Source organism: Streptomyces sp. NPDC001927 (assembly GCF_053594455.1).
The window spans coordinates 166089-180915 of the sequence record NZ_JBSFEN010000009.1 but is presented as its reverse complement, the minus strand read 5'-3'; the positions used below and the strand labels follow the sequence as shown (position 1 = coordinate 180915).

14 protein-coding genes are annotated in these 14827 nt (G+C 70.2%); 6 read left to right on the top strand and 8 right to left on the bottom strand.

The features are described from left to right. Nucleotides 1-107: 107 nt before the first annotated feature. The 6 genes from ACWCO8_RS24875 (at nucleotide 108) to mscL (ending at nucleotide 5992) form a co-directional block, all read left to right on the top strand. Entirely contained in the window at nucleotides 108-1673 is a 1566-nt protein-coding gene (locus ACWCO8_RS24875; RefSeq protein ID WP_451034265.1) for a potassium/proton antiporter, read from the top strand. Between the two features lie 244 nt (nucleotides 1674-1917). After that, on the top strand, nucleotides 1918-3237 hold the full coding sequence (locus ACWCO8_RS24870; RefSeq protein WP_451034109.1) for an MFS transporter: 1320 nt from the start codon (nucleotides 1918-1920) through the stop codon (nucleotides 3235-3237). A gap of 68 nt (nucleotides 3238-3305) precedes the next feature. After that, on the top strand, nucleotides 3306-3656 hold the full coding sequence (locus ACWCO8_RS24865; protein WP_451034108.1) for an FmdB family zinc ribbon protein: 351 nt from the start codon (nucleotides 3306-3308) through the stop codon (nucleotides 3654-3656). Between the two features lie 102 nt (nucleotides 3657-3758). Then, nucleotides 3759-4628: an S-methyl-5'-thioadenosine phosphorylase gene (locus ACWCO8_RS24860; RefSeq protein ID WP_451034107.1), complete on the top strand. Its 870-nt coding sequence runs from the start codon at nucleotides 3759-3761 to the stop codon at nucleotides 4626-4628. A 206-nt stretch (nucleotides 4629-4834) separates the two neighbouring features. Beyond that, nucleotides 4835-5380: a hypothetical protein gene (locus ACWCO8_RS24855; protein WP_451034106.1), complete on the top strand. Its 546-nt coding sequence runs from the start codon at nucleotides 4835-4837 to the stop codon at nucleotides 5378-5380. 147 nt (nucleotides 5381-5527) lie between these two features. Beyond that, the gene (mscL, locus tag ACWCO8_RS24850; protein ID WP_451034105.1) at nucleotides 5528-5992 is read left to right on the top strand and encodes a large conductance mechanosensitive channel protein MscL; all 465 of its coding nucleotides are present in this window, start codon (nucleotides 5528-5530) and stop codon (nucleotides 5990-5992) included. Nucleotides 5993-6011: 19 nt separating this feature from the next. Here the strand turns inward: mscL and ACWCO8_RS24845 are convergent, their stop codons facing one another. The 8 genes from ACWCO8_RS24845 to pflB all read right to left on the bottom strand — a co-directional run bounded on the left by ACWCO8_RS24845 (nucleotide 6012) and on the right by pflB (nucleotide 14668). Next, the gene (locus ACWCO8_RS24845) at nucleotides 6012-6233 is read right to left on the bottom strand and encodes a hypothetical protein (RefSeq protein WP_451034104.1); all 222 of its coding nucleotides are present in this window, start codon (nucleotides 6231-6233) and stop codon (nucleotides 6012-6014) included. A gap of 43 nt (nucleotides 6234-6276) precedes the next feature. Further along, the gene (locus ACWCO8_RS24840) at nucleotides 6277-6702 is read right to left on the bottom strand and encodes a hypothetical protein (RefSeq protein ID WP_451034103.1); all 426 of its coding nucleotides are present in this window, start codon (nucleotides 6700-6702) and stop codon (nucleotides 6277-6279) included. Continuing rightward, nucleotides 6699-7355, bottom strand: a complete 657-nt coding sequence (locus ACWCO8_RS24835) for a QcrA and Rieske domain-containing protein (RefSeq protein WP_451034102.1) — start codon at nucleotides 7353-7355, stop codon at nucleotides 6699-6701. The genes ACWCO8_RS24840 and ACWCO8_RS24835 overlap by 4 nt, the downstream gene beginning before the upstream one ends. Further along, on the bottom strand, nucleotides 7352-7999 hold the full coding sequence (locus ACWCO8_RS24830; protein WP_362013125.1) for a 4Fe-4S dicluster domain-containing protein: 648 nt from the start codon (nucleotides 7997-7999) through the stop codon (nucleotides 7352-7354). Before ACWCO8_RS24830 ends, ACWCO8_RS24835 begins: the two co-directional genes overlap by 4 nt. 8 nt (nucleotides 8000-8007) lie before the next feature. Next, nucleotides 8008-10326: a molybdopterin oxidoreductase family protein gene (locus ACWCO8_RS24825; protein ID WP_451034101.1), complete on the bottom strand. Its 2319-nt coding sequence runs from the start codon at nucleotides 10324-10326 to the stop codon at nucleotides 8008-8010. After that, a complete protein-coding gene (locus ACWCO8_RS24820; RefSeq protein ID WP_451034100.1) occupies nucleotides 10323-11438 on the bottom strand; it encodes an MFS transporter in 1116 nt (371 codons plus the stop codon). The genes ACWCO8_RS24825 and ACWCO8_RS24820 overlap by 4 nt, the downstream gene beginning before the upstream one ends. 67 nt (nucleotides 11439-11505) lie before the next feature. After that, on the bottom strand, nucleotides 11506-12312 hold the full coding sequence (pflA, locus tag ACWCO8_RS24815) for a pyruvate formate-lyase-activating protein (protein WP_451034099.1): 807 nt from the start codon (nucleotides 12310-12312) through the stop codon (nucleotides 11506-11508). Between the two features lie 76 nt (nucleotides 12313-12388). Beyond that, nucleotides 12389-14668 (bottom strand): formate C-acetyltransferase, encoded by a 2280-nt coding sequence (pflB, locus tag ACWCO8_RS24810; RefSeq protein WP_451034098.1) that lies wholly within the window; start codon nucleotides 14666-14668, stop codon nucleotides 12389-12391. Nucleotides 14669-14827: the final 159 nt, after the last annotated feature.

Below are 14827 nucleotides of genomic sequence, written 5' to 3'. Positions count from 1 at the left end.
GGTGAAGCAAGGAGCCCGTCAAGAAAACGTTAAAGATTAGGTAAGGTAACGAAGTACCGGCTGCCGGCGGAACGATCCGGCCGCACGTGAGGGGAAGGAACGGGTCACTGTCTGTCCACGAGCTCAATGAACTCCTGCTCATCTGCTCACTCGTGCTGCTCATCGCCGTCGCGGCGGTGCGGATCTCGTCCCGGAGCGGGCTCCCCAGCCTGCTCCTGTACCTGGGGATCGGGATCGCCATAGGGCAGGACGGCATCGGCAACGTCGAGTTCGACAACGCCGAGCTGACGCAGGTGATCGGCTATGCCGCACTGGTGGTGATCCTGGCCGAGGGTGGTCTGGGCACCAAGTGGAAGGAGATCAAACCCGCGTTGCCCGCGGCGGTCGTGCTGTCGACCGTCGGCGTCGCGGTGAGCGTGGGCATCACGGCGTCCGCCGCCCACTACCTGGTCGGCCTGGAGTGGCAGCAGGCGCTGATCATCGGCGCGGTCGTCTCCTCGACGGACGCCGCCGCCGTCTTCTCCGTCCTGCGCAAGGTCCCGCTGCCCTCCCGGGTGACCGGTGTCCTGGAGGCCGAGTCCGGCTTCAACGACGCCCCCGTCGTCATCCTCGTCGTCGCCTTCTCCACCGTCGGCCCGATCGAGAGCTGGTACGTCCTCGTCGGCACCATCGCCATGGAGCTGGCCATCGGCGCCGCCGTCGGCCTCGGGGTCGGCTTCCTCGGCTCCTTCGGGCTCCGGCACATCGCCCTGCCCGCCTCCGGCCTCTACCCGATCGCCGTCATGGCCATCGCCGTCACCGCGTACGCGGCCGGCGCCCTGGCCCACGGCTCCGGCTTCCTCGCCGTCTACCTGGCCGCGATGGTCCTCGGCAACGCCAAGCTGCCGCACGCCCCGGCCAACCGCGGCTTCGCCGAGGGGCTCGGCTGGATCGCCCAGATCGGCATGTTCGTCCTGCTCGGTCTGCTGGTGACCCCGTCCAAGCTGGGCGACGACTTCTGGCCGGCGGTGATCATCGGCCTGGTCCTGACGATGGTCGCGCGGCCCCTGGAGGTCTTCGTCAGCCTGCTGCCGTTCCGTATCCCCTGGCAGGAACAGGCCCTGATGTCCTGGGCCGGCCTGCGCGGAGCCGTCCCCATCATTCTGGCCACGATCCCGATGGTCTCCGGGATCGAGGGCAGCGAACGCGTCTTCAACATCGTCTTCGTGCTCGTCGTCGTCTACACCCTGGTCCAGGGCCCGACCCTGCCCTGGCTGGCGAAGGCGCTCCGGCTCGGCGACTCCTCCGGCGCGGCCGACCTCGGGGTCGAGTCCGCCCCGCTGGAGCGGCTGCGCGGGCACCTGCTGTCCGTCGCCATCCCGGAGGGCTCGAAGATGCACGGCGTGGAGGTCGCGGAGCTGCGGCTGCCGCCCGGAGCGGCGGTCACCCTCGTCGTACGGGAGGAGAAGAGCTTCGTGCCGGGTCCCGCGACCGTGCTGCGGCGCGGGGACGAGCTCTTGGTCGTCGCGACCGATCCCGTACGGGACGCCACCGAGCGGCGGCTGCGGGCCGTCGGACAGGGCGGAAAGCTGGCCGGCTGGCTGGGGACGGGCGGCTCGACGGCGGTCACCCAGCCCAAGGGACCGCACTCGCACTGGCCGAATCTGCCCTTCACCAAGCGAACGTCCGGTTAATCACAGGCATAGATTCATCGAGAAGGGCGTTTTCCCAGGCGGGGAGACGCCCTTCCCTGTAGCATGAAGGCACACTAGATCGAACCAACTCTGCCTGACGCAGAGCTGGCGCGACCGTATGGCGGCCGAGACGCCCTCCGCAGGGGCTTGGTATCTACCGCAGTTCCGCGCAAGAGGACAGCTCTCGGCTACGCCCGCACCACCGTGCAGGGGCGCGCTACCAGGCGGCAGAAAGGCAAGGACCGTGGTGTCCACGGTCACTTCTGACACGCCTGTGAACACGACGGGCAAGGGCGGGAAGCCTGCCAAGGCCCGCAAGCGTGCCGGATACGGACAGCTGCTGCGTACGCCCGGCGCGCTGTCGTTCCTGATCCCCGGGTTCGCCGCCCGGCAGCCGTTCGCGATGCTGACGATCGGCATCGTCCTGCTCGTCCAGCACACCACCGGCTCGTACGGCAGCGCCGGTGCCGTCGCCGCCGTCACCGGCGTCTCGATGGCGCTCTTCGCCCCGCAGAGCGGCAAGCTCGCCGACCGCTTCGGCCAGCGCGCCGTCCTGGTCCCCGGCGTCCTCATCCACTCCGCCGCCGTCTCCCTGCTCGTCGTCCTCGCGCTCACGGGCGCCCCGATGTGGGCCCTGTTCCTCGCGGCCGTACCGGCCGGCGCCTCCGTCCCGCAGATCGGGCCGATGGTCCGCGCCCGCTGGGCGGCGAAGCTGGAGAACTCCCCGCTGATGCCGACGGCCGCGGCCTTCGAGTCCGTCACGGACGAGTTCACCTTCGTCGTCGGCCCGGTCCTCGCCACCGCGCTCTGCACCGGCGTACACCCCGCGGCCGGTCTGATCGCCGAGGCGGCCCTGACCCTCTTCGGCGGCCTGTTCTTCGCCGCCCAGCGGCGCACCCAGCCGGTCCACGGCCTGGTCGCGGCGGCCTCCGCCCAACCGCACGCCTCCGCGCTCTCCATCCCCGGCGTCCGCGTCCTGGCCATCGCCTTCCTGGGCATCGGCTCGGTCTTCGGCGGCATGCAGGTCTCGCTGACCGCGTTCAGCGAGGAGATCGGCAACCCCGGGGTCAACGGCCTGCTGTACGGCACGTTCGCCGCGGGCAACATGCTCGCGGGCATCGCGTGCGGCGCCATCGCCTGGAAGATCGGCCCGCGCAAGCGCCTGATCCTGGGCTACGCCGGACTGACCGTGGCCGCCTCGCTGCTCTGGTCCGCCCACTCCGTGCTGCTGCTCGGCGCCCTCGGACTGGTCGTGGGTCTGTGCATCGCCCCCGCCCTGATCACCGGGTACACCATCGTCGAGACCCTGGTCCCGGCCTCCTCCCGGACCGAGGCCTTCACCTGGCTGACCGGCGCCGTGGCCCTTGGCCAGGCGGGCGCCGTGACGGTCGCGGGACGGCTCGCCGACCAGCACGGCGCGAGCACCGGATTCCTGGTGCCGCTGGTGGGCACTGCGCTCGCGCTCGCCACGCTCCTCGCGCTGCGCTCGCACCTGAGCCCCCGGGCTCCGGGGCGCGTGGCGGCGCGTGGTATCGGTCACCGAGTGCCGGTGACGGTGGACTGATCCGGCGGAATACGTCACTATGGATCGTCGTTAGCACTCGATGAGTGTGAGTGCCAGGAGGAAGACAAGTGCCGACCTACCAGTACCAGTGCACCGAGTGCGGCGAGGGCCTCGAGGCGGTGCAGAAGTTCACCGATGACGCGCTGACGGAGTGCCCGAGCTGCAAGGGACGCCTGAAGAAGGTGTTCTCGGCGGTCGGCATCGTCTTCAAGGGTTCCGGCTTCTACCGGAACGACAGCCGCGGCTCGTCGAGTTCCAGCGCCCCCGCGTCGAAGTCCTCCACGGCTTCTTCCACGTCGTCTTCTTCGTCGTCCTCCTCGGACGCGAAGCCGGCCGCGTCGTCGAGCTCGTCCTCGACGTCCGGCTCTTCGAGCACGTCGAGCACGTCGAGCTCTTCGAGCTCCAGCTCGGCCGCCTGATCGAAGGCGCCTGATCCGGGCGCTCGATCATGTTCTTACGGAAGCCTCACCGCTGTGCGCGGTGAGGCTTTCGGCCATTCCCGGGCCGTTAATCTGACCGCCATGACGACCAGAGAGACCAAGACGACGCACGCGTACGCGGAGATCGGTGTCATCGGCGGATCGGGGTTCTACTCCTTCCTGGAGGACGTGACGGAGGTGTCCGTGGACACCCCGTACGGCAGCCCGAGCGACGTGCTCTTCCTGGGCGAGGTCGCGGGGCGGAGGGTCGCCTTCCTGCCCCGGCACGGCCGGGGCCACACCGTGCCGCCGCACCGGATCAACTACCGCGCCAACCTGTGGGCGCTGCGCTCGGTGGGCGTACGGCAGGTTCTCGGCCCGTGCGCCGTGGGCGGGCTGCGCGAGGAGTACGGGCCTGGGACCCTCGTCGTACCGGACCAGCTGGTCGACCGTACGAAGACGCGCGTGCAGACGTACTTCGACGGGGAGCCGCTGCCGGAGGCCTGGGGCGGGGCCGTGCCGAACGTCGTGCACACCACCTTCGCCGACCCGTACTGCCCCGACGGGCGGCGGGTGGCGTTGAAGGCGGCCCGGGGGAAGGGCTGGGACGCGGTGGACGGCGGCACCATGGTCGTCGTCGAGGGGCCGCGCTTCTCCACGCGCGCGGAGTCGCGCTGGCACGCGGCGGCCGGCTGGTCGGTGGTCGGCATGACCGGGCACCCCGAGGCGATCCTCGCCCGCGAACTGGGGCTCTGCTACACCTCGCTCGCCCTCGTCACGGACCTGGACGCGGGCACGGAGACGGGTGAGGGCGTCTCGCACACCGAGGTCATGCGGGTCTTCCGCGCGAACCTCGGGCGGCTGCGGGAGGTGCTCTTCGACGCGGTGGGCGCCCTGCCGGACACGGCGGACCGGGACTGCCTGTGCACTCATGCGCACGACGGCTGGGATCTGGGGATCGAGCTGCCGTGAGTGCGCGGGTGGATCCCCTGGTGAATCCGCTGTGAATCCCCCTGGGGAGTGAGGGAGTTGTCCACAGGCGGCGGTTGATCCACAGGCGGGAGCGGGATTTTCGCGGGGCCTGGATGGTGGGAGCAGTTCGGTTCGCCGACGCTCCGACTCTCCAGCTCTCCAGCTCTCCGGCTCTCCGGCTCGACTCCCGACAGGTGGTGTCCACGATGACGACCTCTCACGCTCTCGCTCCTTCCTCCCAAGACCGCTCCCCCGTTCCCGCGCCGCTCGGTGTCCCGCCGTTCGAGCCGCTGCGGGTACGGAGCGGGCGGCAGCGGTGGCTACGGGCGCTGCGGCGCAGGGGGCGGGCGCCGGCGGCGATCCTCGTGATGAGCGCGGCCGCCCTGGCGGTGGCGGCCGGCGGCAAGGTCTCGGCGGGCCCGCCGCCGGCGGCCGCGGCGGCGACGTCGGAGCAGCGCCGGGCGCCCGTGGTGCGGCTGGTGTCGGCGCCGGTGCGGATCGCCGACGCGGAGACCGTGCGGCTGTTGCGGCCCGGTGACCGGGTGGACGTGATCGCGGCGCCCAACTCGCCGATGGGCGAGGCCGGTAAGGCGCGCGTGGTCGCTACGGGCGCCCGAGTGGCCGAAGTTCCGCGCTCGGGTGAGACTCGTTCGGACGGTGGGGCCTTGATCGTCCTCTCCGTGCCACGGTCGACGGCGACGGTTCTGGCCGGTGCGGGTGTCACGGGCCAACTGGCGGTGACACTGTGCTGATTCGCACGGACTGTCTGTCAAGCCACCGTCCCGTGTGTACGGATTGGACGGCTCTGCGCTGTTCGCGGCGTAATGGCACCGCTAACCGCACACGTAACTGCACGCGCGACGAAAGGCATCCGGGTGAGCCCGAAGAAGGAAAGCGTGATGGCAGGCTTCAAGGCCTTCCTCATGCGCGGCAATGTGATCGACCTGGCTGTGGCGGTCGTGATCGGCGCCGCGTTCACCAACATCGTGAACTCGGTGGTGAAGGGCATCATCAACCCGGTGGTCGGAGCCTTCGGCACGAAGAACCTGGAGAGCTACAAGAGCTGCATCAAGGACTCGTGCCAGGTGGTGAACGGGGAAGTGCAGGGCATCGAGCTCCAGTGGGGTCTGGTGCTCAGCGCCGTCCTCAGCTTCCTGATCACGGCCGCCGTCGTCTACTTCCTGATGGTGCTGCCCATGGCGAAGTACCTGGCCAAGCGGGCCGCGCACGACAAGGCGAAGGAAGGCGTCCAGGAGACGATGGAGATCAGCGAGCTGGAGGTCCTCAAGGAGATCCGCGACGCGCTCATCAGCCAGCGCGGCCCGAGCTCGGGCGCCGGTACGGGGACGCACCCCACCCCCTAGCCGGCGGCTCGCACCGGCGTCAGAGGTGGTGCGGCGGCTTCTCTTCGAGGAACCGCGCGAGATCGGCGGAGCTGTCGCTGCCGCCGGGAGGCCGCTCGCCCCACCCGCGGTCCGTGTCGTCCGCGGACTGCTGGTCCAGTGGATCGTCGAAGATCAGCTTCGGCTTCGTGGTGTTCTCGGGGATTGACTGGTTGCCGGGCTGCTTCGCGTCTCGCGGACCGTGGGCGGGGGCGGTGCTCATACCTCCAGGGTACGCCGGGTATTCGGCCGTGGACCCGCTCCGATCAGCGGTCTTTCGGGTCGAGCAGCCAGAGCCCGAGCACGACGAGGAAGGACAGGACGAGGAAGCCGGCCCCCCACCAGGCCGTGCCGGTGTCGCCCGCCATCCACTCGTCGACCACGATCGTCAGCCCCCACAGCTGGCCGATGACGACCGTGAGGGCCAGGGCCAGGCGCGCGCTCAGCTTCGAGGAGCGCTCGGGCTCCTGCTCCGTACCGGCGCCGGGGCCCGGCCCTGTGTGGCGGACCCGGGGGTCGCCGTAGCCGCTGGTGGGGCGGATCTGCGGGTAACGCTCCTGGACGGGACGGTTGAGGCGGGGCTGCGCGCTCCCGGGGGTGTAGGCGGGGCGCGGCGGATACGCGGCGCCGCCGGGGGTGTCCGGGGTGGGGTCGGGGGCCTCCGGGTCGCGGGGGAAGGGGGTGTCGCTCATGTGCGCTCGCTCCTCGTGGCCGCGCCCTGCGCCGAGGCCCCCGGGCAGCCGAGGCGCTCGGCGAGACCGGGCCGCTCCTCGCCGAGCTGGCGGCACAGACCTTCCTGGACGCTCTCGCCGGAGCGGGTCGTGCCGACGGCCCAGATACTGCCGTCGACCTCCTCCACCAGGAGCACCTTGGGCAGCGCCCGGGGTGGCGGGCCGGCCGTCACCGCTCCCGTACGGGGGTCGAAGATCCCCTCGTGGCAGGGGCAGTACAGCTCGCCCTCGCTTCCCCGGTCCTTGCGCCAGAGGACCGCGCAGGCGAGGTGGGTGCAGACGGCGGAGTAGCCGGCGAGGGTGCCGTCCTCCATGCGGAGGGCGACCGCCCGGTCCTCCTCCTCCGGGTAGCGGAAGGCGAGGGACTCGCCGGGCAGCAGCTGGTCGGCGATCTTCTTCACCTCGGGTGCGCCGTCGGAGTCGCCGTGGCGGTGCAGGATGCCGGAGGCGACGCCGATGCCGCCGAGGGCCAGGCCGCCGGAGACGGTGGCCACGATCCGCAGGTAGTCGCGCCGGGTGGTGAGCGAGTCGGCGGCGATGCGGTCGTGCAGCGCCTCCTGGGCGGCGTCGGTCCCGCCGTGGCCGTCGGCAGGCGGCTGTTCGGTGACGCTCATCGGACTCCCCCCCGTCGCCCGCCGCCACCCTTGTTCGAGTTCGCTTCGCTCACATCCCTCCCATTGATCTCCACGACGGGCAGGCCCCCGGGGACCGGCCATTGGACCTTGTCGGCGGGGACGACCATCGCCACTCCGGTGGAGACGGTGGTCGTGCCGAAGGTGAAGGAGTCGGCGACCTGGACGCCGGGCCGCTCGGACTGGAGCTCTTCGAGCGTCCCGTAGAAGAGGGCGCCGGTGGGGCAGACGGTCGCGCACATGGGGGCGAGACCGTAGGCGGTGCGGTCGTAGCAGAGGTTGCACTTCATCTGCAGCTTCGCCTGGAGGTCGATCTTCGGGACGCCGAAGGGGCAGGCGTTGACGCAGTTGGCGCAGCCGATGCATCGGGTGGTGTCGGCCTGCTGCACCACACCGTCGGCGGTGACGAGGATGGCGTCGGCGGGGCAGACCTCGGCGCAGGGGGCGACCGGGTCCTCGCAGTGCATGCAGACGGTGGGGAGGGAGGCGACAGAGTGCCCCTCGTCTGGGTAGTCGAGGTGGATCATCGACTTGCCGCGGTGCGAGTCGCACTCGCGGCAGGCCGAGACGCACGCCTGGCAGCCGATGCAGCGCCCGGGGTCGATGAAGATCGTGCGGCCCATCATGAGCGGCGTCAGCTCCTCTCCGATGTGCCACGGCCCTGCGGGGACGTGGGTGGCAGGGGGTCGGTACGGGAGACCTGGGCCTCCGGGTAGGCAAGCTGCCCGGGGGCGGTCGGGGGCGCGGGGACCTCGTCGATGGCTTCGGCGCCCTCGATGCGGGCCGCGCAGACCTTGTACTCGGGAATCTTGGAGCGGGGGTCGAGGGCGTCGATGGTGAGGGCGTTGGCGGCGGTGGGGACCGGCCAGTGGTACGGCACGAAGACGGTGTCGGGCCGGATCGCCTCGGTCACCAGGGCGGGGAAGACCTCGCTGCCCCGGCGGGTGACGACGCGGACGGGGTCGCCGGTGCGGAAGCCGTGGGAGGGGTGGACCTCGACCCAGGGCCGCGGGGTCTGTTCGACGAGCCCGCCCAGGCGGCGGGTCTGGTTGCCGGAGAGGAAGTGGGCGACGGTGCGGCCGGTGGTGAGCGAGAGGGGGTACTCCTCGCTGTACGGGTCCATGGGCGGGTGCCATTCGACGACCTGCATATGGATCTTGCCGTCCGGGTGGTACGTCCTGCCGTCCTCGAAGAGGCGGGGGGTGCCCGGGTGGTCGGTGCTGGGGCAGGGCCAGGCGATGCCGCCGGTCTCCTCAAGCCGCTCGTAGGTGATGCCGTAGTAGTCGTTGACCGTGCCGGCCGAGGCGATGCGCAGCTCCTCGAAGACGGCGCGGGAGTCGGGGAAGTCGAACTTGTCGCCGGCGCCGAGGCGCTTGGCGAGTTCGCAGATCACCCAGGTGTCGGTGCGGACTCCGGCGGGCGGTTCCTGGGCCTTGTTGTGCTTGACGACCCGGGCCTCGGCGTTGGCCATCACGCCCTCGTCCTCGGCCCAGACGGTGACGGGGAAGACGACGTGCGCGTTGGTGGCCGTCTCGGAGAGGAAGAAGTCGAACTGGGCGTGGAACTGGAGGGTGTCGTAGCCGTTCTTGACGGTCGCGTAGTTGGGGAGGGAGACGAAGGGGTTGTTGCAGATGCCGATCAGGCCGCGGATCTCCTCGCGCTGCATCTGCCAGACCATCTCCATCATGGAGGTGCCGGCGGGCGGGAGTTCGGACTCGTCGATGCCCCAGATCTCGCAGATCTGGCGGCGGTGCTCGGGGTTGGTGATCGAGCGGCCGCCGGGCAGCAGGTCGGACTTCTGGCCGTGCTCGCGGCCGCCCTGACCGTTGCCCTGGCCGGTGATGGTGCCGTAGCCGGCGCCGGGCTTGCCGATGTTCCCGGTGGCGGTGCACAGGTTGATGATCGTCAGGCAGTTCTCGACGCCCTGGGAGTGGTGCTCGACGCCGCGGGCGTGCCAGGCCATGGCCTTGTCCGCGCCGGCGAACATCCGGGCGGTCCGGACGATCTGCTCCTCGGGGACACCGCAGATCTCGGCGGCGCGGGAGGGCGGGTACGCCTGGACGGTCCGCTTCACCTCGTCCCAGCCGGTGGTGTGGGCGGCGAGATAGGCCTCGTCGGTGAGGCCCTCGGCGACGACCACGTGCAGGACGGCGCTGAAGAACGCGGAGTCGGTGCCGGGCTTGAGGGCGACGTGGAGGTCGGCGGTGCGGGCGATGGCCGTCTCGCGGGGGTCGACGACGATCAGGCTGGCGCCGCGGTCCCGGGCGCCCCAGAGGTACTGGGTCATCACCGGGAAGCACTCGCCGACGTTGGAGCCGGCGATGAGGAGGCAGTCGGTGAGGAGGATGTCGGAGAACGGGTTGCCGGCGCGGTCGATGCCGAAGGACAGCTTGTTGGCGCCGGCGGCGGAGACCATGCACAGGCGGCCGTTGTAGTCGACGTGCCGGGACTTGAGGGCGACGCGGGCGAACTTGCCGACGAGATACGTCTTCTCGGAGTAGAGGCTGGCTCCGCCGAGCAGGCCGAAGGAGTCGTTGCCGTACTCCTCCTGGATGCGGCGGATCTCGGCGACCGTGAAGTCGAGCGCCTCCTCCCAGCTGGCCTCGCGGAACTCCTCGTCGCGGTTGCGGCGCATGAGCGGGGCGGTGAGCCGGTCGGGGTGGTTGACCTGCTGGTAGGCGTTGATGCCCTTGGGGCAGAGCCGCATCCGGTTGATGTCGTGGTTGCGGGGCTCGACGCCGAAGACTTTGCCGGCGCGGTCGACGCGGAGGTACATGCCGCACTGCACGCCGCAGAAGCAGCAGTGGGTGGGGACGAGCGTCTCGCCCTCCTGGTCGGCGTGCCAGCGGTCGGCGGGGATGCCGCCCGCGTCGCGGAAGTTGCGCGTGCCCGGCGGGGCGACGGAGGGGTCGAGCGGGAGGGGGACGGGCCGGCCCACGTTCGGCTGGGTCACTTGAAGCCCTTCTTGACGTGGGTGAGGTAGGCGTTGCCGCGCATGACGCGCTTGCAGCGGGGGCAGTACGTGGGTCCTTCGGCGAAGCCGAGGTCGAGGTCGCGCATGGTGCCCTGGAGGTTCTCGACGTACGGGGCCGCGTCGATGGGCTCCCCGCAGCGGCGGCAGGCGAGGAGCTCGTCGCCTTCCTTCTTGCGGGAGGTGTACTTGAAGAGCTGCATGCCGACGGCGGCCGGCCGCTGCACGATGTGGAAGAACTTCCCGAACGGGATGTAGATGAGCGTGAAGACCACGGACACCATGTGCAGGATCGCCAGGAACTCGTAGCCGCCGCCGTGCAGGAAGATCGACGAGAAGGTGAGCAGGAGCCCCGTCACGGCGATGACGATGAGGGCGATCAGCGGCACCAGGTCGTAGGCGAACCGCTGGCCGGTGATGGCGCCGCGGTCCTTCATCCGGCGCCACAGGAAGTAGGACGCGCCGGGGATGACGAGGACGGCGGCGATGTCGAGGCCGTGGAACATCAGCCAGCCGACGATGTTCAGGGCGTCGAAGCCGAGGACCTTGAAGCCCCAGATCCGCATCTCGTACCCGGGTCCTGAGCCGGTGGACGAGGTGAAGGTGAACCAGCCCCAGGTGAGCGGGAAGGTGATCAGGGCGGCCAGGATGCACCCCCAGAAGATCATCTGGTGGGCGGCCCAGCGGGCGTGCGAGCGGGCGCCGAGGAACTTCTGGAAGCCGAGGTAGGTGGCGATCATCTTCGGCAGCGCGGTGGGTGCCCTGCGGAAGTTGGCGGCCGAGAAGAAGGAGCGCCAGCCCTGCTTGAAGAGGCGGCGGGCGCCGGGCGCGGAGATCCACACGGTGTAGCGGTAGGCGACGCCGAAGGCGAGGAAGACGGTGGCGACGGCGTACGGGAGGAGCGCCGAGTCGAAGTCGCGCAGGAGCCGGCTGCCGAGCACGATCGCGACGATCAGCAGGACGGAGACGACGGTGCCGGCGAGCGCGGCCCGGCGGCGCACGTCGGCCGGGGTCTGGCGGCGGACGTCGGGGGCCGGCTGGACGGCGGGAGACGTCTGGACGACGGGCTCGGGGGCCTCGGGTGGCTCGGTCACGCGCACACGGTAGGCCGGTATGCCCCATATGGGCATGTTCTGCGGGTCGGGCGGGTGAACGTTTCGCTCAGATGGCGTTCAGGCCGTGGGACCGGAAGAGGGCGCGGGCCGCGGCGACCTCGTCGGGGGTCGGGGAGGGGGTGTCGTGGAGCGTGAACGGCATGGCGAGTGCTTGCCACTTCGCTTCGCCGAGCTTGTGGAAGGGGAGGATGTCGACGCGCGAGACATTGCCCAGGCCGGCGGCGAAGGCGGCGACCCCCTCGATGTTGTCGGGGTCGTCGGTGAGGCCCGGGACGAGCACGAAGCGGACGTGGACCTCCTGGCCGAGGTCGGCGAGGCGGCGGGCGAAGTCCAGGGTCGGCCGCAGCGGCCGGCCGGTGACCTTCTTGTACGTGTCCGGGTCCCAGGACTTGATGTCGAGAAGGACCAGGTCGGTGTCGCGCAACAGGGCGTCGGTGGCGCGGACGCCCAGGAAGCCGGAGGTGTCGAGGGCGGTGTGGAAGCCGAGCTCGTGCTTCATCCGGTGGAGCAGCTCGCCGGTGAAGACGGGCTGGAGGAGGGGTTCGCCGCCGGAGACGGTGGCCCCGCCGCCGGACGCCTGGATGAAGCGGGTGTACTTCGCGGCTTCGGCGATCACGGCGTCGGCGGAGGTGCGGGTGCCGCTCCGCATCCGCCAGGTGTCGGGGTTGTGGCAGTAGAGACAGGTCAGCGGGCAGCCGGAGAGGAAGGTGACGAAGCGGGTGCCGGGGCCGTCGACGCCGGTCGACAGGTCCCAGGAGTGCACCGAGCCCGCGGAGGGGCGGCGGGTCGCCGCGGCGGCGGGCGTCGCGGGACCGGATGCGGTCGCCGGCGTCAGCGTCGGTGTCGTGGTCATGGCAGGACCTCTCCGTTCCGAAGGAGCGGCCCCGGGGCCGAGGTGAGGGTGAGACCCGGCCCCGGGGAGTTGGTGGCTACAGCGAGCCGTGGAAGGTGCGGTTGAGGACGTCGAGCTGCTGGTCGCGGGTGAGCCGGACGAAGTTGACCGCGTATCCGGAGACCCGGATGGTCAGCTGCGGGTAGTTCTCCGGGTGCTCCATGGCGTCCATCAGCACATCCCGGTTGAGGACGTTGACGTTCATGTGGAAGCCGTCGCTGGCCATGTAGCCGTCCAGGACACCGGCCAGGTTCCTGATTCGCTCCTCGGGGGTGCGGCCCAGGCCGTCGGGGGTGACGGTGTTGGTCAGCGAGATGCCGTCCTCGGCGTCCTCGTACGGGAGCTTGGCGACCGACAGGGCCGAGGCGACGTACCCGTGTGTGTCGCGGCCGTTCATCGGGTTGGCGCCCGGGGAGAACGGCTCGCCGGCGCGGCGACCGTCGGGGGTGTTGCCGGTCTTCTTCCCGTAGACGACGTTGGAGGTGATGGTCAGGACGGACTGGGTGTGTTCGGCGTTCCGGTAGGTCGGGTGCTTGCGCACCTTCTTCATGAACTCCTCGACCAGCCAGACCGCGATCTCGTCGGCCCGCTCGTCGTTGTTGCCGAACGCCGGGTACTCGCCCTCGATCACGTAGTCGGTCGCGAGACCGGTCTCGTCCCGGACCGGGGTGACCTTGGCGTACTTGACGGCGGCCAGCGAGTCGGCGGCCACGGAGAGGCCGGCGATGCCGCAGGCCATGGTGCGGCGCACGTCGCGGTCGTGGAGCGCCATCTCGATGCGCTCGTACGCGTACTTGTCGTGCATGTAGTGGATGACGTTCAGGGCGTGGACGTAGACGCTCGCGAGCCACTCCATCTGCTCGTCGAACCGGGCCAGGACCTCGTCGTACTCCAGGACGTCCGAGGTGATCGCGCCGGTCTCCGGGCCGACCTGGGCGCCGGACTTCTCGTCCCGGCCGCCGTTGATCGCGTACAGGAGGGTCTTGGCCACATTCACGCGGGCGCCGAAGTACTGCATCTGCTTGCCGACGGGCATCGCGGAGACACAGCAGGCGATGGCGGTGTCGTCGCCGAAGCGGGGCCGCATCAGCTCGTCCGACTCGTACTGCACGGAGGAGGTGTCGATCGAGACCTTGGCGCAGAACTCCTTGAAGCCCTGGGGCAGCCGGGGCGACCAGAAGACGGTCATGTTCGGCTCGGGCGCCGGGCCGAGGTTGTACAGGGTCTGGAGGTAGCGGAAGGAGGTCCTGGTGACCAGCGGACGGCCGTCCTCGCCCATCCCGGCGATGGACTCGGTGACCCACGTCGGGTCGCCGGAGAACAGCTCGTCGTACTCGGGGGTGCGCAGGAAGCGGACGATACGGAGCTTGATGATGAAGTCGTCGACCAGCTCCTGGGCCTGCTCCTCGGTGAGGAGCCCGGCCTCGATGTCGCGCTGGAGGTAGACGTCCACGAAGGTGGAGGTCCGGCCGAGGGACATCGCGGCGCCGTTCTGCTCCTTCACGGCGGCGAGGTAGGCGAAGTACAGCCACTGGACGGCCTCGCGGCCGGTGGTCGCCGGGCCGGAGATGTCGTACCCGTAGGCGGCGGCCATCGTCTTCAGCTCACCGAGCGCGCGGATCTGCTCGGCGAGCTCCTCGCGCAGCCGGATGGTCTCCTCGATCGAACGACGACCGGCGGGAAGGGAGTTGAGCCCCTCCTTCTCCTCCTTCTTGACCGCGATCAGGCGGTCGACGCCGTAGAGGGCGACGCGGCGGTAGTCGCCGATGATGCGGCCGCGGCCGTAGGCGTCGGGGAGACCGGTGACGATGCCGGCCTTGCGGGCGGCGCGGATCTCGGGGGTGTAGGCGTCGAAGACACCGGCGTTGTGGGTCTTGCGGTACTCGGTGAAGACCTGCTCCAGCTCGGCCGAGACCGGGTAGCCGTAGGTCTCCAGGGCGCCGGCGACCATGCGCCAGCCGCCGTTCGGCATGATCGCGCGCTTCAGCGGGGCGTCGGTCTGGAGGCCGACGATCAGGTCCTTGTCGCGGTCGATCCAGCCGGGGGCGTGGGAGGTGATGGTGGAGGGGATGTCGTGGGCGATGTCGAAGACGCCCTTGGCGCGCTCCTCCGGGAAGCGGTCGGTGATCGCCTTCCACACGGCGGTGGTCCGCTCGGTGGGGCCGGCGAGGAAGGAGTCGTCGCCCTCGTACGGCGTGTAGTTCTGCTGGATGAAGTCGCGGACGTCGACGGCATCGCGCCACAGTCCGCCCTTGAAGCCCTTCCAGGCCCGCTCGTTCACCGTTGCCTCAGCAGGGGTCGCAGTCACTGCCCGCACCGCCTTCTTCGAATCATTCGATCGCGTCGTTGCCTACCTCCATTGCACGCCTTTTGATCGATCAAAAGGCTCGGCATTGGTCACCAGTCGACGGCCATTGGTCCCCCTCCGGGCATGCGGAAAGACCCCGCCTGAGCGGGGCCTTTCGCGAGCGGATCG